16 protein-coding genes are annotated in these 18661 nt (G+C 56.6%); 5 read left to right on the plus strand and 11 right to left on the minus strand.

Annotation, left to right across the window (positions count from 1 at the left end):
- The first annotated feature begins 537 nt into the window (after positions 1 to 537).
- The 4 genes from ACZ6YA_RS03040 (at position 538) to ACZ6YA_RS03055 (ending at position 4602) form a co-directional block, all read left to right on the plus strand.
- The gene (locus ACZ6YA_RS03040; protein ID WP_465895340.1) at positions 538 to 1518 is read left to right on the plus strand and encodes an integrase domain-containing protein; all 981 of its coding nucleotides are present in this window, start codon (positions 538 to 540) and stop codon (positions 1516 to 1518) included.
- Positions 1515 to 1790: a hypothetical protein gene (locus ACZ6YA_RS03045; protein ID WP_465895341.1), complete on the plus strand. Its 276-nt coding sequence runs from the start codon at positions 1515 to 1517 to the stop codon at positions 1788 to 1790. Before ACZ6YA_RS03040 ends, ACZ6YA_RS03045 begins: the two co-directional genes overlap by 4 nt.
- Positions 1791 to 2076: 286 nt before the next feature.
- Positions 2077 to 2778, plus strand: a complete 702-nt coding sequence (locus ACZ6YA_RS03050) for a hypothetical protein (RefSeq protein WP_465895342.1) — start codon at positions 2077 to 2079, stop codon at positions 2776 to 2778.
- Positions 2779 to 3306: 528 nt separating this feature from the next.
- Positions 3307 to 4602: a hypothetical protein gene (locus ACZ6YA_RS03055; RefSeq protein ID WP_465895345.1), complete on the plus strand. Its 1296-nt coding sequence runs from the start codon at positions 3307 to 3309 to the stop codon at positions 4600 to 4602.
- A 925-nt stretch (positions 4603 to 5527) separates the two neighbouring features.
- On the opposite strand, the gene ACZ6YA_RS03060 is transcribed toward ACZ6YA_RS03055, so the two are convergent.
- From ACZ6YA_RS03060 to ACZ6YA_RS03070, 3 genes are all read right to left on the minus strand, one after another.
- Positions 5528 to 7003, minus strand: a complete 1476-nt coding sequence (locus ACZ6YA_RS03060; protein WP_465895347.1) for an ATP-dependent nuclease — start codon at positions 7001 to 7003, stop codon at positions 5528 to 5530.
- A 349-nt stretch (positions 7004 to 7352) separates the two neighbouring features.
- Positions 7353 to 8789: an IS1182 family transposase gene (locus ACZ6YA_RS03065; RefSeq protein WP_465895348.1), complete on the minus strand. Its 1437-nt coding sequence runs from the start codon at positions 8787 to 8789 to the stop codon at positions 7353 to 7355.
- Positions 8790 to 8901: 112 nt separating this feature from the next.
- Complete coding sequence (locus ACZ6YA_RS03070) at positions 8902 to 9717, minus strand: hypothetical protein (RefSeq protein WP_465895350.1); 816 nt, start codon at positions 9715 to 9717, stop codon at positions 8902 to 8904.
- Between the two features lie 622 nt (positions 9718 to 10339).
- On the opposite strand from ACZ6YA_RS03070, the gene ACZ6YA_RS03075 reads away from it, so the two are divergent.
- Entirely contained in the window at positions 10340 to 10687 is a 348-nt protein-coding gene (locus ACZ6YA_RS03075) for a helix-turn-helix domain-containing protein (RefSeq protein ID WP_465895921.1), read from the plus strand.
- Between the two features lie 194 nt (positions 10688 to 10881).
- Here the strand turns inward: ACZ6YA_RS03075 and ACZ6YA_RS03080 are convergent, their stop codons facing one another.
- From ACZ6YA_RS03080 to narH, 8 genes are all read right to left on the minus strand, one after another.
- The gene (locus ACZ6YA_RS03080; RefSeq protein WP_465895352.1) at positions 10882 to 11604 is read right to left on the minus strand and encodes an anaerobic ribonucleoside-triphosphate reductase activating protein; all 723 of its coding nucleotides are present in this window, start codon (positions 11602 to 11604) and stop codon (positions 10882 to 10884) included.
- 142 nt (positions 11605 to 11746) lie between these two features.
- Complete coding sequence (gene nrdD / locus ACZ6YA_RS03085; protein ID WP_465895354.1) at positions 11747 to 11896, minus strand: anaerobic ribonucleoside-triphosphate reductase; 150 nt, start codon at positions 11894 to 11896, stop codon at positions 11747 to 11749.
- On the minus strand, positions 11871 to 13622 hold the full coding sequence (locus ACZ6YA_RS03090) for a ribonucleoside triphosphate reductase (RefSeq protein ID WP_465895355.1): 1752 nt from the start codon (positions 13620 to 13622) through the stop codon (positions 11871 to 11873). The genes nrdD and ACZ6YA_RS03090 overlap by 26 nt, the downstream gene beginning before the upstream one ends.
- A 90-nt stretch (positions 13623 to 13712) precedes the next feature.
- Positions 13713 to 14702, minus strand: coding sequence for a GTP 3',8-cyclase MoaA (moaA, locus tag ACZ6YA_RS03095; protein ID WP_465895358.1), 990 nt, complete (start codon positions 14700 to 14702; stop codon positions 13713 to 13715).
- Positions 14703 to 14823: 121 nt separating this feature from the next.
- Positions 14824 to 15657, minus strand: a complete 834-nt coding sequence (locus ACZ6YA_RS03100) for a peptidylprolyl isomerase (protein WP_465895360.1) — start codon at positions 15655 to 15657, stop codon at positions 14824 to 14826.
- 15 nt (positions 15658 to 15672) lie between these two features.
- Positions 15673 to 16368, minus strand: coding sequence for a respiratory nitrate reductase subunit gamma (gene narI / locus ACZ6YA_RS03105; RefSeq protein ID WP_465895362.1), 696 nt, complete (start codon positions 16366 to 16368; stop codon positions 15673 to 15675).
- Positions 16361 to 17113 carry a nitrate reductase molybdenum cofactor assembly chaperone gene (gene narJ, locus ACZ6YA_RS03110; protein WP_465895363.1) on the minus strand — a complete coding sequence of 251 codons (753 nt, stop codon included), beginning with the start codon at positions 17111 to 17113 and terminating at the stop codon, positions 16361 to 16363. Before narJ ends, narI begins: the two co-directional genes overlap by 8 nt.
- Positions 17114 to 17115: 2 nt before the next feature.
- Positions 17116 to 18654 (minus strand): nitrate reductase subunit beta, encoded by a 1539-nt coding sequence (gene narH / locus ACZ6YA_RS03115; protein WP_465895365.1) that lies wholly within the window; start codon positions 18652 to 18654, stop codon positions 17116 to 17118.
- Positions 18655 to 18661: the final 7 nt, after the last annotated feature.

An 18661-nucleotide genomic window follows, 5' to 3' on the forward strand; every position in this document is an offset into this window, starting at 1 on the left:
ATCCCAGGGCATGGCTGTAGCTCCGGCAGTCATTGCTACCGATAAGTGTCCACCATGTCCTGGCACAGCCGTCACCCATGTCTCCCGTTTATACATTCTGGAAAGAGACGGGCACTTCTAACACTGCTGCAGCCCTTATCGCATATGGCTTTGCGGCAATCCCCCTCGTGACAATTGGCGTGACAAACGCCGATGTCACCAGCAACAGCCTTGTAGATGATGGTGCCGCAGACCAGGGAATGGACTGCACCTGACTGACAGTCAGGCATGCACCGGTCATCGCAGTGCTGCTTGCACATGGCTCAGGATCTCGCGGCACTGGTCTCGTCAGCCAATGCAGCCTCCACCCGCCCACCAGTAACGGTGCTCAGGAGGTCAGATCATGAGATGCCCTTGCTCCCGGACGTAAGGAGCCGCCAGTCCCGCGTAGAGGACATTCCCCACAGGTCGCAGGGGCCTTGATCCCTGATAACACTCAACATTCCTGGCGGGATGACGTGGGGCGAGGATCGTAGAACGGTAGATGAGGTGACCGACATGGCATTGGTGGGTAGACGCGACGGCCGTAATTTCGGCTACGGCAGGCAATTGAGCTATGCAGGGCCGCAGGCGCTGAAAGACATGTTCGGCGGTGGCCACTACGGTACGGTCAAGGCGCACAGTGGTCGATGGCAGGCATTCGTGAAGTGGTGCCGCTCCGAACAAGGGCCAGGTATCAATGATGCGCGGCAGATTGATCGGAAGGTATTGGCGGACTATGCGGCGTGTCTGCGCGATGCGGTTAAGTGCGGTAGCCTCGCCATCAGCACCGCACAAAACCGCCTATCCAGCGTTAACAGGACCATGGCAGCGCTTCGCGGTGATCAGCATGTGAAACTGCCAAGTCCGAGCAAGGCGTTGGGTATGCAGCGCACCGGGGTTCGACAGTCAGTGCCACAAGGACAAGATCGCGAGCACGTGAAGCAGATCGTCAATGCACTTTGCAGCCAACATCATCAACGCGCCGCCGCGCTTGTGCTGTTGGCGCGAGCCACCGGTATGCGCTTGCGTGAGGCCATCTTGGCTGACCTGCCACGACTAAGCCGTGAGGCTAACGAGCTAGGCAGGATCAACATCCAGGACGGCACCAAAGGCGGCCGCGCCGGTGCCCCTGCCCCCCGTTGGATTACGGTGGATGACCATATACGTGACGCACTGAAGGTTGCACAGAAGGTGTCGCCTGCGAGTAGCCGTAACCTGATTGCGCCAGACGAAAGCTATCTGACTGTTCTGCAGGAAATCATCCGCCCAGCGCGGGACGTCCTGCATGCACACAAGCTCAAAGGCTTCCATGAGCTACGAGCGGCGTACGCATGTGAACGCTATGAGCAAATCACCCAACACCCCGCGCCTATCAACGGCGGCCAATGTTGCCAGGTAGATAAGACCCTTGATCGTGAGGCCCGAAGGCAAATCAGCTATGAGTTGGGCCACGGTCGGATCGATGTGGTCGCGGCCTACATTGGAGGACGCATATGAGTAAGCCATTCGATATGGAACTGTTCTTGGCTGCGGTGCTGACGGGGTCGTACGCAACGCGGCAGCGCCATTTACGGCAAGCAAAGCTCATTCAAGCTGAGATATCTGGACGCTGGCAGCTAGAAACACCTTGGGCTTGGAAGAGAAAACATGTGATTTGGGTTCTGGAGCACCGACTAGCTGGGCGATGCACGGCGACTCGGTACTACTACCTACTGACCGTGCGGCTGCTGGCTCGTCGCTTAGAAAGAGCATGGGTCTTCGAATGCTAAGAAGGCCTGACTTTGACATTCACGACCGACCGCAACCGACCCAAAGCAGCCCTCCAGGAAAGTCGGCTGTCGCCCGAAAGCAGACGGATCAATCTTAGTCGGAGTCCGCCGATACTTCCGTTCTGTGGCTCTCTAAGCACCGTATGCAATCCGGGAAAAACAATCGCCGCCCCTCGGGCGCTAAGATTTTGTAGATTCACTTGCCATCGAAGGAAAGTACTCCTGTGATGGCAATGTGATATTCTCGCTGATTGATCACTGGGATGTATTACAAGGAAGGGGTGACATGGGGCCGGATGTCGATGAGGGAAGCTTCAAAAAGACGAGGAGCTTCTTGCTTGTTTTTTCGGGTTTGCTTGTGGCGGCCTGGTATTTTGATGCCAAAATAGAAAGCATTTCCCTACTCGGTAACGCAGTAAGGTTTGGCGATAACGTAGCGCACCTATGGGTCGTGTGGGCGATCATCTTGCTCTATCTATTCGGTCGATATGTCCAGCATTTGCCAAAGAATTGGAGAGTGCTGGATGGCAGAATGTGCGAATTCTATGCGAACGATTTGGTTCGACTGACTTATCGGTCCTATCGTGGGCAGGTGCTCGCTAAATGCCGGGAAAAGTTCGAAGCCTCCGCGTATGCCAGCGTGCCCGAGCGCTATGCCCCCGTTAGTGAAGGGGCCACTATGGGGAAAGTGACTGGTTTTGAGCTATTCAAAGCTATCGATGTTAACTATGTTAGATTCGGTTATTCGTTTCGATGTGGGATGATCGATGACCCCATCGCTGACTTTATCGATTTCCGCGTTTCCACGTGGGTCAAGCGGCGGGCCAGATTAAGCGCACTCATCAAGGGCGGATTGCTGACTCCATTTTTTACGGAATATATTTTCCCGATGTGCTTCGCTTTTCTGGCGCTCCTCGTCACGCTGTGGAGCCCGCTCGTTGTCTCGGTCTGGACCAGCATAAGTGACTTCTTCGCCGCCCTGGTTTGATGGCAATACTGATGCTCAGAGAGAGGTGTTTTCACGCTGGTTCCGACTGATGCACTGCACTCTTCGGATCGGTTGCTGACCTCCATGAATGACTGCAATGGGTCGTTGGCTGCTGTTCGCGAATGGCTGCTATCGACCCAGGCTGTGTGAAAACCCCAATAGCTCTTTAGATAGCAGTCCTACGTGAAGTCTGAAAGGCTTGGCTACTCAGCTGACCCAGAATTCGTGTAGAGGCGCGAATTCTGGGTTGGTTTTTAACCAATCGAATCACGCCTGAGGTTTTCACACAGCCTGGACCCGAAGCAGTCGGTTGAGACAGCGCTGGTACTCGTGGCTTAACCTAACACCTTTACTCCTGAGGATCGAAAATATGGCGCCGAAACTCTGGGCAGTTCAGAGCTAAAACTCAGGTCAGATCAGAAAACTTTCTGAAGTCAGAATTCATATAGATCAGTGCGCAGCGAGCATCCAATGTCACCTATAAGTGTTTACCTCCTTCCGCCCAGAGTGATACCGCTGGATATAAAAATGAAACATGTTAATCTTTTTCTTGGGGTTCTTTGGGATATATTTGAGGACACTATTGGTCCAGTAGCTTGCCAGCATACCTATGGCGCCACTGCGGACCCACAGGTATATAGTTACAGGGTGCGCTGGATTTCAAATAAATTCGAAGCGGTCTTGATTTTTTATAACCATACGTCTCAAGGCTTGAGATTTCTAGAGTTGAGACTGATTGAACGCGAAACAAATTTAGCTTTCGGGGCTTACGCAAGCAAAATAGCCGATGCTATACAGGCTGCCAAAGACAAAGTGCGTTTTGGGGAAAGCGGGGCGAACCACGATTGTTATGCCATAGTTAAGATCCTATGTGGCTCCGCATTATCTGGAAGTTATCGTATAGACAGGCTTGGGATGCTGTTGATCGCCTCATCTCGCGGATATGAACTTGTTTATCCTGCGAAATTCAGAAAGGCAAAATCCGAATTCAACTATGAAATAAAAAAAGATGCTATTGGCTACGCATCAGCGCTGACGGTATTGTCTCAAGATCTGTTTTTAATCTCAGAAGCCCATGATGTCGATATGATTTCACAGGAGGATTTTGAGGTATTGGTTAAAAGCACCGAGTTCTCTGGCAAGTACATAGACGACACTCCGCTCTTTGGCCTTCACGGAGCAAAATTAGGGATGCCCTCGGGGCCGGATGGCATAGCAAATATTCATGAAGTAATCATGATGGAAGCCAAAGATTTTAGAGTGGAAGGACTGCTATGTTTTCCAGCGCGGCTTGGTGAGTTGATAGAGCACATTAATGGCGATTTAAAACTGCGCCAGGCTTCCAGGAGGTTTCACGATGCATTGCGCTTCAGAGAAATTTATGAGCGGTACTCTGATGGCGACTTTGGAGTTTCCTATGAGCTTGTAGCGTATGTTGCTGCCATTGAAGCACTTCTTGATCACTCTAAAGTTGAAAATGAGATAGACTGCAAAAATTGTGGGGCTACGATAATCACCGAGGATTACAAGATAAGTCAGAGGTTTAACGATTTCGTCAATATTTACGGCGGAGGAAGTGAGGCCATGAACAAAAAGTTCAAAGAGCTATATGCTCATCGTTCAAAATTTGTTCATACCGGCATGGAACTGCATGTTTCTAATGCGCGACGTCCTAATCGCCCATTGATACTTGAGGGGAAAAACCATATTGCAGGGACTCCAAGCTATTATTACAATATACATGAGTGGACTGGATTTCTATTGAGGGTGTACTTTTATTTTACAGCCTACCAGGCCAGTGAAAATGACTCAGGTAATGTATGACCTCGCAACTATCGCATGTAGCCACTTTAAATGGCTGCTTGTGGCCGGTAGCCGTACTTCGCGAAGGACGGCAATGAGGCGGAAGCTGCCAGTGATTGATAACCCTATCGCCCCATTGCAACTGGTAGGGAGAGGCGACAAACGGCCAAAATCGGCCTGAACTTCGAAGCTACGGTAGCGATATGTTTCATCTCACACTAGAAGCACTGAACATCCTCCAGGAGCGCCGCCTCAGCTGCGTCACGAAGGCCTCCGATCGGCTTCAACTGGGAGGTGGGCCGCCTCCGAAATCGGATGGTTTGTACTGGCTTTATACCAGCTACTCGGATGCAGAGATCAGGTCTGCCGCTCCAAGCCAGAAAAAGGGGTCAGTGGCCATCAATGTTCTTGCTGCGCATCGTGAGAACTTAGGGATGATCTGCGACCGCAGGGTGGGTGACTTTCGGGTTGTCTATAACGGCATTGGGGGAGTCGGTCTTAAGGGGTATGGCGGGCTTAGAGAGCGAATTCTTCAAGAGTTTCGAGGTGGGCAAGGAACTGGTTCATTGGCAATCTGCGACACGTCGTTGAACGATCTTAGCAAGTGGCGTTACTCATATGTCTTATGGTCAGAAATTGAACACAAGGATAGCATTCAGTATTTGTCACTTGCGGAGCGACTAGAAACCATGTGGCGCTTACATTTCGGTTGGCCAATCTTATGCGCACGGTGAGGCGAGGTGACTCGCCCCGTTTTTTGTAGATGTCCTATGACCGCTTATGGCCGATTGCTGCCTGTCGCGAAGGGCAGTATTCGGCAAAAAACGGCCGTTCACGACGTCTAATTACACGCTGTTCGGCCGCCAGAGATACACACGCCGCCATCATGGTCGGCGTGGTATAGGTGGACTTTCAATCAGAGTTTAAAAAGGTGCTATGTGGCGTCCTACTCTTTAAGTAGCTCATGGATTCGTGTCGCTAGCGTGTTGCAAAAATCAGGATTATTTCTCACCCAAAGAGCGAAGAACGCCCCTCGGACAATAACTTCAGATACGAAACCAATTTTCAGTCCCAATTGGACGTAGAGCAAGTGTGGGTCTCTATTAGTTCTCACAACTTCTTCCATGGCTGATCTGACTTCCGCTTGCGCTTCCGGAGGACGCTGGCACGATACTGTTAGGACCGCGATATCTCGTTCGATATTAGACAAAACATTGTCGTAAACACTTATCTCAGGTTGATCGCCAGGTAGCCGGATAATGCCACTTTCGGGAACATCATCACCTTGCTGCTCAGAGTCGCCATCGATAATGCAGAGTGACTTGAACGAAATTGCAGGGTTACGCACATGGCCTCTGTGCGTGCTGACGGCTGTACCGTCCCCAGCAACTGCATGAATTTCCACTTGTTCAAACTCAGCGCCAAGCTTTTCTCGAAGGATCGCCTCGACCCAGTTTTTTGCAAAATCATCCTCAACAAAAACGGCGAGTTTCCTATCAACACGGCCTGATACAGCTCTCAAAGCCTGAACCGATAGTTTTCCTTGCTTAAGCTTGCCTGATATGCACGCCCAGATTGCCTCATTAGGCAACGGGGAAAGAGCATAGTCACTGTGCGTTGTGAACACTGTTTGCACGTTTTTACGCTCAGCGACGTCAATAAGGTACTCGACCATGCGGCGTGTGGCGATTGGATGGAGACCATTCTCAATTTCTTCAATGATGATGAGGGAGTTTGGGGGAGCTTGTTCGATCTCGCTGATCATTCTGATGATGGAGGACTCGCCAGCTCCAAAATGAAACTCAGAGTACTGCTGGTCACCATTTTTTCCGATTAAGAAAAGTTCGTCTTGGCCCACATCGGTCACACGAAATTCAGTTACGGCCTTTCCAAGAACATGTTCGACTTGAGTAGCAACCTCCGCGTCAAGAGACAAAAGCTCACCCTGATGTACATAAGACGACTTAGTCAGCTTTTTGAATCGATTTTTTTCTCCCGCAGGTACGGTGCGCTCAATTCCGAAGAAAAGAACAACTCGATCCGCTACTTCCCCCCTAACCCATTTCGCTTGTCTGAAATTGCTGCTCCTTTTTACCAGTTGGCGGGGATTTAGTGCTTTGTCCACGAGTTCATACTCGACTCGCCATCCAGACATAGACTCATCACCAACGGCACTTTTAGGAAAAAAATATCCAGGCTTGATGGGTTTGTACGCACAACCTGCGACACCTAAAACGGAAGACTTTCCGCTACCGTTAGGACCGATGAGTGCCGTAACTGGAAATTCAAAAGTAATGTCCTCTCCGGAAAAACCTCTAATCCGCTGGATACTTGCTTTATACAAGTACTTTCCATAGTCGTGCTCACGGACTTTCTTGAGCAAGGCGAGCTTTCTCGACTCTCTGATTTCACTACGTTCCATCGTACAGCCTCACTGTCTAATTTTAGATGGTTGTGCCAAAGCGCCACTGTACCACCAGTGCTTTCAGTTAGCCTCATAGGGGCCGTCAGCGTAGATCCACTTTTGGCCGATAGCTGTCTTCCGCCACCGCCAGCTTCGGGTCGATAGCGGTAATCCTCAGCCGGCAGCTATCGACCCAGGCTGTGTGAAAACGCAGTAAACACGTCGAAAACTGAGAGTCGCGAGGATTGCCTGTGGAATTAGCAGGCAAGAGCGTGCATAGCCTTACCCGGCGACATAGACATTTGTAGTGCTATATGGCCGCGTCAGCGGCCCATATAGCTGTTTGCGGGCCAGCAAGCGACGGGGTTTATGCCCTGATCGCCTCAAGTAACCCGGCGATGCCGAAGATGCTCATCATCCGTTTGAGGTTGTAGGCGAGCACGTGAAGGCTCATCTCGGTGCTTACCCTCGGCAGGGTTTTGGTCAGGAAGTGCGTACTTCCCATCCAGAATTTGAGCGTGCCAAAGGGATGCTCCACCGTCTGCCGGCGAACCCTCATCTTCCCTGGATCTTGCTCCAATCGGATCTGCACTCTCTCGACTATTGCTTCATGCTCCCAGCGCTTGAGTCGACGCTCTTTACCGGTCGTACACTGCTTCTGCATGGAGCAGCTCTGGCATCCTGAAAACCAATAGCAGTGCAGTAACATGCCGTCTTCCATCGAGGAATGCCGGCGCGTCAGCAACTGGTCCGCAGGGCATCGATATTCGTCCGATGCAGCCATGTAGACGAAGTCCTGCTTGCCGAATCGGCCTTCCGCTTTGCTGCTCGATGTCAGTGGTTTCGGTACAAAGGTGGTGATGCCAGCTTGTTCGCAAGCAAGGATTTCCGGGCCTTTGTAATAGCCTCGATCAGCAACCACCGTCAGCGCCTCGGCACCGATCTCTTCGCGTGCCTGGTTCGCCATATTGCTCAGTTGCCCGCGATCATTACCAACGTTGGTCACCTCATGGGCAATGATCAGATGGTGCTTATCGTCGACTGCTGTTTGTACGTTGTACCCAACTGTGCCGGAGCCTCGGCCGCTTGTGGCCATTGAGCGGGCATCTGGATCAGTAAGAGAGATTTGCTGATCGGGACTGGCGTGAAGCTGCGCCTCAATGTCCTTGAGTTTTTGCATCTGCTGTTTCAGCTTTTCGACTTTGTCTTTCAATCGCTCAGTCTTGGCCTCGGTTACTTCCGGCGCTGCCCGATCGGCTGAATCCATTGCCGCTAGATAGCGGTCGATGCTTTGCTCGATCTGCTGCATGCGCGCCTTCACCTTGCCTTGAGTGAAATTGCGGTCGCGATTGTTCACGGCTTTGAATTTGCTGCCGTCGATGGCGATGATCGATTGGGAGAAGAGATTGAGGTTGCGGCAAAGCACTACGAACTGTCGGCAGACGCTGCGAATGGCTTTACCGTTGTCTCTGCGAAAGTCGGCAATCGTCTTGAAGTCAGGCGCCAATCGGCCAGTTAGCCACATCAACTCAACATTACGCTCTGCCTCACGCTCAAGCCGGCGGCTGGACTGAATCCGGTTGAGATAGCCATAGATGTAGATTTTTAACAGCACTGCTGGATGGTAGGCCGGACGGCCAGTTGCCGCAGGATCGACACCCTCGAACCCGAGCGCCCCAAGGTCGAGTTCATCGACAAAAACGTCGACGACCCGAACTGGGTTTTCTTCGGTGATGTAATCGTCCAGGCAATCCGGCAGTAACGTGACTTGCGTTCGAGCCTCACCTTCGATGAATCGCTTCATGATCGTCCCCGTCACGATCTCGACGATCAGAAGGTTAGACAATCGCAGGGGTTTTCACACAGCCTGGACCCAAAGCTGCCAGTTAAAGGTGCTTTTATGGTTTTAAGATGGATTAATCGAGGGGATTAGTCGAAACCCTCACACGGAAGCAGAACGCAGATCCAAATTCTATGGGGTCAGGGTATAGAAATTGCTTCATCTGAAATTTTGAAAACTTATCGAGAATCTTGGTCGCGGCAGTATCGCAATGACGTACAAGCTGATTGGCGAAATTATCGGCCTTATCTGATGAAGCGTAGAGCAGCTTTACTCCAGGAGGAAGATAGATATCATCGAAGTAAGTAGCACGACCAGCATTGATGACAGTATGTTTTCCTAAGTCATGATCGGTGATGAGGCCGACGCGTTTGGTGGCTTGACGTGCTAATGCGGTATGGCGACTTATCGCAAGATGCCACCCTAACGGCTCATGGCTAATAGACGAATCCTCACTAGCGTCACAGATAAGGTATGACTCCACGTGCATGGCACTGTCACTTGGCCCTAGCCGGGCAAGCTCGTTGGAAAAACAGTAGATTGAACAAACGCTTATGCGAATGCCTCTCTTGCGTTCCTTGAGCGTGTTCGTGTCTACTGCCATAAGATAGTCAAAGTGTTGCACCAACTCGTCCCACTGACTGATTTCGTGCGTAAAGTCAGTCGCCGGAGCAGCGTAGATTACCTTGTCTTGTTTCCCTTCCCGCTCATACGTTAGTCGTCTCTGGATGCTTGCAGGATCTATTTCGGGAATGCTGATCCGACCTTGGGCATCAATGGTGACAGTGAGCGAGGTTACGTTCTTAAGGACGTTGCCATACACCGCGTCAAGCCGTGGCAAAGTCTGCTGAGCCTGAAGCTTTCGGTTTCTTTTACTTTGCTTTCCGCTCATGTCTACGCCCCAGTGATGACCGAAGTAGAGTGCCATGTTCCCTGACTTCGAGACAATGAAATTCAAGCGTCGCCGTGGGGTCGTCAGTCCGCTAGCTATATTGCCGTAGCCCCTAAAACCACACAGGGGTACGTCTAGAATGGCTTGGTACAGATTATCGGCGAAGCTTGTGAACGCCTTAGACTCAGCTACAGGGGTTTAATTGAATCTGTACACGACTGGCAGCTTTGGCTCGGTAGCGATCGTCTGTAAAAGCTTCTTCGAGACAATTTTGTGCCCCTCCATGGCTAGTATTCAAGACCGATGATCTCAGATCTCACTGAAGCTTTCAAAGATGTCTTCAATAGCAGACATCCTCTTGCACAGCAGCAATCGGTAGGGCTCCAAAATTCCCGATTCGATTCCACAGAAATCCATAACTAGCTGATTTTTTTATAGATACCCTATGAGGTACATCAAAAAATCCACCAAATTCCAGCCCCGCGAATCCTCTGACCTCACAACGGGAAACCGTTCGTCTGGTGCCGGCACCATTCAAGGTTCCATAGAAAGCTTTCAAAATCTCTGGAGCCCCCGAAAAACCCGCCTTCTGGCGGGTTTTTTCGTTTTGGCGTTCCGTCGGATTCCGAGGGTAGCCAGCGCTAATAAGGGTACTTTTAAGGAACAGATCATCAACGACGCGGATGGCCGCCCCGCGTTCGTCGTGGTGCCGTATGCGGACTACATCGCAACCCGTCCCCAGGAAGACCTGGTCCCCAATGCCGTGGTGGGATACATGGTCAAAGAGGGAATGACGGCTATCGGCGCATGGCGCAGGCACCTGGACCTGACGCAAGCTGAGGTTGCCGAACGCCTGGGGATTACCCAGTCGGCCTATTCCCAGCAGGAAGCTAGCGAGCGCCCACGCAAGGCCACACGTGAAAGATTCGCTGCCGCTCTCGGCATCCCGGTGCAGTCTCTCGATCTGTAAATGCCCAAGGGACCGGTAAAGACGTATCAATCATTCACCTGAGCTTACTCAAAACAGCTACCTGAGTGACCTCATTTCAAATAAAGTCGCTCGCAATATACCCGCCATGCCAATGGTTGCTACGGCAGCTAAGCACAAAATGTGCGGGTTTTTTATGGAGTCGGCTTTTTTCGCCTGACACAGTGCATGCGCCCTCATGGCTCCCTAACCTCAAAGCACTCAAACAGCTGCCCCAAGTATTCCCAAACCCGCTCAACCTCAGCAGGCCTGGGCACATCCCCTAACCCCTGATCCAACACCCGCCCCGCCCGCGCCACCTGCACCACAAACCGCCTCACCCCCACCCCCGCCAACCGTTCCCCCAACCGCTGCACCCGCTGGCAATCAAACAACCCCCAATGCACCGTAGTCCTGCACTCATAAGCCACCCCACTGCCCAGCAACACATCCAGACTCGCCCAATTCGCCCGCCCACTCCCGCGCACGCCGGTGATCAGCTGGCAATCTTCCTCCAACGCCTTGACGTCCATTCCTATCCAATCGCAATACGGCAGCACCCGGCTCAACGACCCTGGGCGAATGCCGGCGGTGTGCAGGCCGACTTTGAAACCGCGCTCACGCACGGCGCGCATGGCGGCGGGTAGCGCTGGTTGCAGGGTGGCTTCGCCGCCGCTGAAGACGACGGCTTGCAGCAGGCCTTGGCGGCGGTCGAGGAGTTCGAGCACGTCGGTCCAGGGGAGGCCTGGGTTGGGGGTGGCGGGGATGAGTTCGGGGTTGTGGCAGTAGCGGCAGTGCCAGGCGCAGCCTTGGCAGAAGACTACGCAGGCGAGGTGGTCGGGGTAGTCGAGGGTGGTCAGGGGTTGCAGGCCGCCGATGCGTAGGGCGGTGGGGTGGGATTTGGGGTTTGGCACTGTCATAGTCAATCCTGATTGTGGAAAACAGTGCGGACTCTGTGGGAGCGGGCTTGCCCGCGAACACCGGCAAAGCCGGTGCCATATATCGCGGTGCGTTCTTCGCGGGCAAGCCCGCTCCCACAGATTTCCACTCTAAGCAGAGACTTCAGCGGTCCTCGCGGAAATGCAGGCGCTCGCGGTGCTCGGACTGTTTGCCGGGGTTGAAGGCAGCGACGGGGCGGTGGTAGCCCATCACGCGGGTCCACACTTCACACCGTTGACGCTTGGCTTCAGGCAATGGCTGGTTTGCATTCATGGTGTTGCTCCTTTTCTGCGCACAATAAAACTTCATCACAACGCGGGCAGAACTCGTGCTCTCCCGCCAGGTACCCGTGCACCGGGCAAATCGAAAACGTTGGGGTCACGGTCAGGTAAGGCAGCCGGAACCGGCTCAGGGCCGTGCGCACCAGCTGCTTGCAGGCCTGGGCTGAGCTGATGCGCTCGGCCATGTACAGGTGCAGCACGGTGCCGCCGGTGTATTTGCATTGCAGGAGATCCTGCAGTTCCAGCGCTTCGAAGGGGTCGTCGGTGAAACCGACCGGCAGCTGCGAAGAGTTGGTGTAGTACGGCGCTTCAAGGGTGCCGGCCTGTAGGATGCCGGGGTAGCGCTTGCGGTCTTCGCGGGCGAAGCGGTAGGTGGTGCCTTCGGCGGGGGTAGCTTCGAGGTTGTAGAGGTGGCCGCTGCGTTCCTGGAACGTCACCAGGCGGGCGCGTACGTGGTCGAGCATGGCGAGGGCGAAGGCTCTGCCGGCTTCGGTGTGCAGGCCGTCGCGGTCGCCGGTGTAATTGCGCAGCATCTCGTGCAAGCCGTTCACGCCGATGGTCGAGAAGTGATTGCGCAGGGTGCCGAGGTAGCGCCGGGTGTAGGGGAACAGGCCGTTGTCCATGTAGCGCTGGATCACATCGCGCTTGCATTCGAGGCTCTCGAAGGCCAGTTCCAACAAGGCATCGAGGCGTGCGTACAGCGCCTGCGGATCGCCGGGATAGAGATAACCCAGCCGTGCGCAATTCAACGTGACCACACCAAGCGAACCGGTCTGTTCGGCCGAGCCGAACAGACCGTTGCCGCGTTTGAGCAGTTCGCGCACATCCAGTTGCAGGCGGCAGCACATCGAGCGCACCTGGTTGGGCTGCATGTCGGAATTGAGGAAGTTCTGGAAGTAAGGCAGGCCGTAGCGGGCGGTCATCTCGAACAGGCGCTGGGCGTTGTCGCTGTCCCAGGGGAAATCGTGGGTGATGTTGTAGGTCGGGATGGGGAAGGTGAACACTCGGCCCTTGGCGTCGCCGGCCATCATCACGTCGATGTAGGCGCGGTTGAGCAGGTCCATTTCCACCTGCAGCTCGCCGTAGGTGAAGGGCATTTCTTCGCCACCGATGACGGGCACCTGCTCGCGCAAATCCTCCGGGCAGACCCAGTCGAAGGTCAGGTTGGTGAAGGGCGTCTGGCTGCCCCAGCGTGACGGCACGTTGAGGTTGTAGATAAACTCCTGCACGGCCTGGCGCACCTGCGGGTAGGCCAGGTTGTCCTTGCGCACGTAGGGTGCGAGGTAGGTATCGAACGAGCTGAAGGCTTGTGCGCCTGCCCATTCGTTCTGCAGCGTGCCAAGGAAGTTGACCATCTGCCCGAGGGCGCTGCTCAGGTGCTTGGGCGGGCCGGCCTCAATGCGCCCGGGCACGCCGTTGAACCCTTGGTGCAGCAGGTTGCGCAGGGACCAGCCGGCGCAATAGCCGGCGAGCATGTCGAGGTCGTGCAGGTGGAGATCGCCCTGGCGATGCGCCTCGCCGATTTCGGCACGGTAGATTTCATCGAGCCAGTAGTTGGCGGTGACTTTGCCGGACACGTTGAGCACCAGGCCGCCTAGCGAATAACCCTGGTTGGCGTTGGCCTGCACGCGCCAGTCCTGGCGTGACAGGTACTCGTTCATGGCCCCCGCCACGTCGATCGAGCGGCGCCCGCGCTGCTCGTCTTGCTCCCTCTCCATCTGGCCTCCAGACACATCATCTAGTTATCGAAAAACGTACAACTACTATATGTTGTGTCTTGTTTTGAAAAATGACCCATATCAAGGGTTTCAACCACCGCTGGCATTCATGAAGCGCAGCACCTGCACATCGTCGTTGCCGAACTCGTGGCGGGCAGGCTTGCGCAGCAACGCTTGCTGCACGGCATCGAGGATAGGGGCGTCGTGCACCGGATGGCGACGTAGCAGGCCGCGCAGGTCAAGCGCGTGCTCATGGCCCAGGCACAGCAACAGGCGGCCCTCGGCGGTCATGCGGACGCGGTTGCAGGTGTCGCAGAAATGCTGGCTGATGGGTGAAATGAAGCCGATGCGGGTATCGGGGTGGCCGCTCACCCGCACGTAACGGGCTGGGCCGCCGCTGTGTTCGGCGCTGTCGATCAGCGTGTAGCGCGAAGCGATGCGTTCGCGTACCCAATCACTTGAGCAGTAGCTTTCGTTACGTGGGCGGCCGACGTCACCCAAGGGCATTTCTTCGATGAAGGTGATGTCCAGACCGTGGCTGATCGCGAAGTCGACCAACGACGGGACTTCATCGGAATTGCGCCCGTGCATCACCACCGTGTTCAGCTTGATGGCGCTGAACCCTGCGTTGCGGGCGGCTTCGATGCCGTGCAGCACACGGCCGAGTTCGCCAGTGCGGGTGATGCTGCGAAAGCGTTTCGGGTCGAGGGCATCGAGGCTGATGTTTAGCCGTTTGACGCCAGCGTCGGCCAGTGGCCGGGCGAGCTTTACCAGCTGCGAGCCGTTGGTGGTCATCACCAGTTCGCGCAGGCCGGGCAGCGCGGCGATGCGTTGGCACAGGCCGACGATGCCGGGGCGTACCAGCGGCTCGCCGCCGGTGAGGCGGATCTTGCGCACGCCCTGGCTGACGAACAGGCGGGCGACGCGTTCGATTTCTTCCAGGGTCAGCACTTGCTGACGTGGGAGGAACTGCATGGTTTCGGCCATGCAGTAGATGCAGCGGAAATCGCAGCGGTCGGTGATGGAGATGCGCAGGTAGTCGATGTTGCGGCCGCAGCCGTCTAGCAGTTTGGGGGTCATGGTGGAAATCCTTTCGGGCCCCTTCGCGGGCAAGCCCGCTCCCACAGGAATGTCACTGCCCTCAGGCGTGGCGCCGTATCTGTGGGAGCGGGCTTGCCCGCGAAGAGGCCCTCAAATGTTTTTACTGGACCAAGGGGCTTGCAGCGCCATCGAGCACAATGCCGCGGATGTCCGCCTGGCCCACCAGGCTCTTCAGGTACTGCCCCACCGCCACCTGCCACACCCGTTGATCAAGCTCGGCGCGGATGGCTTCATGCACCACCTCGAACGGCAGCGCCCTGCCCTCTATACGCTGATCCACCCACACCAGGTGCACGCCATAGCGGCTCTCCAGCGGTTGCGCGGCCAACCCCAGCGGCAAGCGCAGCAACTGGCGCTCGAACTCCGGTACGGTCTGCCCCTGACTGATCTGCCCGAGCGCCCCGCCCTGCTCTTTCGACGGGCAACCGGAATGGGCCAGCGCCAGCTCGGCAAAGCGCGAAGCGTCCTCGGCCAGTTGCGCGATCAAGGCCACAGCTAGCTCACGTGCCTGGCTGCGCCCTTCGGCATCCTCCGGTGCGCAGGCCAGCAGAATGTGCCGGGCCGCCAGCAACGGCGCGGTCGAGTAGCGCTCACGGTTGCTGTCGAAGTAGTGCCGGCAGATGTCGTCATCGGCACCCGGCAGCGGCAGTTCCCGTTCGATGAGCAGGCGAGTCAATGCTTCCTCTTCGCTCTCGCCCTCGGTGCATTCGGCCTGCAGCCCCAATTCGGCGACGCGCTGCTTCAGCAGCTCGCGCACCACCAGCGCCTGGCTGGCCAGGAACACCGCCTCTTCGCGCTGCTCGGCCGGGTGGTACTGCAACTCCCGGGCAATCGCATCGGCTTCGATCTCCACCCCGTTGACGGTGATGCGCGGCCACTGCTGCTCGCTGGTGGCGATCAGTGCCGCAGGTTCATGACGCTGTGCAATAGCCATGGTCATCTCTCCTGATCAGCCTTTCTGCCGGACGATCTGGTAGCGCCGGCCCAAGTACCACACCGGGGCACTGACGAAGTGCACCAGGCGGGTGAACGGGAACAGCACGAACAAGGTCAGGCCCAGCGCGACGTGCAACTTGTACACCAGGCCCACCGGCGCAATGGCCTCGGCCGCCAGTTGCGGCTGCAGGGTGACGGTGTACTGCGCCCAATCGGCCAGCATCACCATCACCGAGCCGTCCAGGTGCTGGGTGGAGGCGACGATGGTCATCAGGCCAAGCGACAGCTGCGCCAGCAGCACCACCAGGATCATGATGTCGGAGAAGCTCGAACTGGCCCGCACCCGTGGGTTGAACACACGCCGGTACAGCAGCATGATCAAGCCGAGGAAGCACAGCACACCGAAGAAGCCGCCCGAGACCATGGCCAGCAGTTGCTTGTCGGCGGTACCGATGAAGCGGTGATACACCACCTCCGGGGTCAGCAGGCCGACGAAGTGGCCCGCCAGGATGAACAGCACACCGACGTGGAACAGGTTGCTGGCCACGCGCATGTAGCGCTGGTCGGCCGGAGTCTGGCTGAACAGCTGGCTGGAGCCGGCTTTCCAGCTGTACTGGGACAGGTCGAAACGCGCCCAGCTGCCGATCAGGCAGACCGCCAGGGCGATGTACGGGTAGACCCCGGACATCAGCAAGTTGAAGTTAGACATCGTGCACCTCCCGAGCCGGCGCACCCGGCCCGCCCTGGTTGAAATCGACCCAGTGCAACGGCACCGGCACTTCTTCACGCGCCTTGCCCGGCGCGCGTGGCTGGCTGGGGCAGCGTTCCTGCTGCTCGGCCTTGAGGAAGTCCACGGCCTCCTCTTCCCAGACCTTGTCCAGCGCTTCCAGCGAGTCGTCGCGTACCTCTTCGGCCACCCGCTCGCGGGCGCTTTGCATGACCTGCTGCGGGTGCACCCCGGCGATTTGCAACAGTGCCCGCAGGCAGGCGGCATAACGGCTTTCGCGTTCCTCCAGGCGTGCGGCCAGCAGCGCCAACAGGTGCGCCACGTCGGCCAGGCCCTCGCGGGCGCTCAAGTCGTCACGGGTGGAAAGGTATTCAAGGTACAGGGGGATGTAGTCAGGCAGCTCGCGCACGCCGATGGCGAAGCCCGCTTCCTCGTACTGCGCCATCAGGTCGACCATGGCCTGGCCGCGATCGCGTGACTCGCCGTGCACGTGCTCGAACAACAGCAACGACAGTGCCCGGCCACGCTCGAACAGGCCGTCGTAGCGAGCCTGTACTTCCATCGGGTCTTCGCTTGCCAACTCATCGAGCAGGCTACGCAGGGCCGTACGCTGCTCCGGGCTGATCTCGCGGGCGTCGTCGATGGCCTGGGCCAGCTCTGCCTGGGCCTGCCACAACGGTGCGTCGGGGTAGTCCAGCAACAGGGAAATCACTTTGAGAATTCGCATGTTCATTTCTCCCACAGCTGAACGGTCTTGAGCACATCGCGGCGGTTGGCTTTCTTCGCTCCGAACATGTTGGTGTCGGAGCTGCCACCACAGCCGCTGCCGAAACTGAAACCACAGCCAGAGCGCTCGGCGAAGGCGTCGCTCATGGCCTCTTCACGGTGCGCGGACGGCACCACGTAGCGGTCTTCGTAGTTGGCGATGGCCAGGTAGCGGTACATGTCCTCGCACTGCGCCTGGGTCAGGCCGACCGACTCCAGCACCTCAAGGTCGATGACGCCATCCACCTGCTCGGCGCGCTTGTAGGCACGCATCGCCAGCAGGCGCTTGAGGGCCAGGCGCACGGGCTCTTCATCGCCGGCGGTGAGCATGTTGGCCAGGTAGCGCACCGGAATGCGCAGGCTGTCGACGTCGGGCAGCACGCCGTCCATGCTCACGCTGCCGGCGGCGGCGGCGTTCTGGATCGGCGACAGCGGCGGCACGTACCAGACCATCGGCAGCGTGCGGTACTCAGGGTGCAATGGCAGCGCCAGCTGCCAGTCCACGGCCATCTTGTACACCGGCGACTGCTGCGCGGCTTCGATCACCGAGCGCGGTACGCCATCTTTCAGCGCCTGTTCGATCACTTTCGGATCGTTCGGGTCGAGGAAGATTTCCAGCTGCTTGCGGTACAGGTCCTGCTCGCCCGCCGTGCTGGCAACCTCATGGATGCGGTCGGCGTCGTACAGCAGCACGCCGAGGTAGCGGATGCGCCCCACGCAGGTTTCCGAGCACACCGTCGGCATGCCGGCTTCGATGCGCGGGTAGCAGAAGATGCACTTCTCGGACTTGCCGCTCTTCCAGTTGAAGTAGATCTTCTTGTACGGGCAGCCGCTGATGCACATGCGCCAGCCGCGGCACTTTTCCTGGTCGATGAGGACGATGCCGTCCTCTTCGCGCTTGTAGATGGCACCGCTTGGGCATGACGCCGCGCACGCCGGGTTGAGGCAGTGCTCGCACAGGCGCGGCAGGTACATCATGAAGGTGTTTTCGTATTCACCGTAGATGTCGGCCTGCACCTGGTCGAAGTTCTTGTCCTTGCGCCGCTTGGCGAACTCGGTGCCGAGGATTTCTTCCCAGTTCGGGCCCCACTCGATCTTCTCCATGCGCTGGCCGGAGATCAGCGAACGCGGCCGCGCCACCGGTTGGTGCTTGGCCTGCGGGGCGGTGTGCAGGTGCTGGTAGTCGAAATCGAACGGCTCGTAGTAGTCGTCGATGGCCGGCAGGTCGGGGTTGGCGAAGATGTTCGCCAGCACCCGGAACTTGCCGCCGATGCGCGGTTTGATCGCGCCGTCGCTGTTGCGCACCCAGCCGCCTTTCCATTTGTCCTGGTTCTCCCATTCTTTGGGGTAACCGATGCCAGGCTTGCTTTCGACGTTGTTGAACCAGGCGTATTCCATGCCTTCGCGGCTGGTCCAGACGTTCTTGCAGGTGATCGAGCAGGTGTGGCAGCCAATGCACTTGTCCAGGTTCAGGACCATGCCGACTTGCGAACGAATCTTCATGGCTATC

The sequence above is a fragment of the Pseudomonas sp. NPDC090752 genome, from assembly GCF_055584805.1.

Bases quoted from the DNA above. Each gene is read 5' to 3' on its own strand.
- ACZ6YA_RS03040 (WP_465895340.1), top strand. From the start codon at position 538: ATGGCATTGGTGGGTAGACGCGACGGCCGTAATTTCGGCTACGGCAGG.
- ACZ6YA_RS03045 (WP_465895341.1), top strand. From the start codon at position 1,515: ATGAGTAAGCCATTCGATATGGAACTGTTCTTGGCTGCGGTGCTGACG.
- ACZ6YA_RS03050 (WP_465895342.1), top strand. From the start codon at position 2,077: ATGGGGCCGGATGTCGATGAGGGAAGCTTCAAAAAGACGAGGAGCTTC.
- ACZ6YA_RS03055 (WP_465895345.1), top strand. From the start codon at position 3,307: ATGAAACATGTTAATCTTTTTCTTGGGGTTCTTTGGGATATATTTGAG.
- ACZ6YA_RS03060 (WP_465895347.1), bottom strand. From the start codon at position 7,003: ATGGAACGTAGTGAAATCAGAGAGTCGAGAAAGCTCGCCTTGCTCAAG.
- ACZ6YA_RS03065 (WP_465895348.1), bottom strand. From the start codon at position 8,789: ATGAAGCGATTCATCGAAGGTGAGGCTCGAACGCAAGTCACGTTACTG.
- ACZ6YA_RS03070 (WP_465895350.1), bottom strand. From the start codon at position 9,717: ATGAGCGGAAAGCAAAGTAAAAGAAACCGAAAGCTTCAGGCTCAGCAG.
- ACZ6YA_RS03080 (WP_465895352.1), bottom strand. From the start codon at position 11,604: ATGACAGTGCCAAACCCCAAATCCCACCCCACCGCCCTACGCATCGGC.
- nrdD (WP_465895354.1), bottom strand. From the start codon at position 11,896: ATGAATGCAAACCAGCCATTGCCTGAAGCCAAGCGTCAACGGTGTGAA.
- ACZ6YA_RS03090 (WP_465895355.1), bottom strand. From the start codon at position 13,622: ATGGAGAGGGAGCAAGACGAGCAGCGCGGGCGCCGCTCGATCGACGTG.
- moaA (WP_465895358.1), bottom strand. From the start codon at position 14,702: ATGACCCCCAAACTGCTAGACGGCTGCGGCCGCAACATCGACTACCTG.
- ACZ6YA_RS03100 (WP_465895360.1), bottom strand. From the start codon at position 15,657: ATGGCTATTGCACAGCGTCATGAACCTGCGGCACTGATCGCCACCAGC.
- narI (WP_465895362.1), bottom strand. From the start codon at position 16,368: ATGTCTAACTTCAACTTGCTGATGTCCGGGGTCTACCCGTACATCGCC.
- narJ (WP_465895363.1), bottom strand. From the start codon at position 17,113: ATGCGAATTCTCAAAGTGATTTCCCTGTTGCTGGACTACCCCGACGCA.
- narH (WP_465895365.1), bottom strand. From the start codon at position 18,654: ATGAAGATTCGTTCGCAAGTCGGCATGGTCCTGAACCTGGACAAGTGC.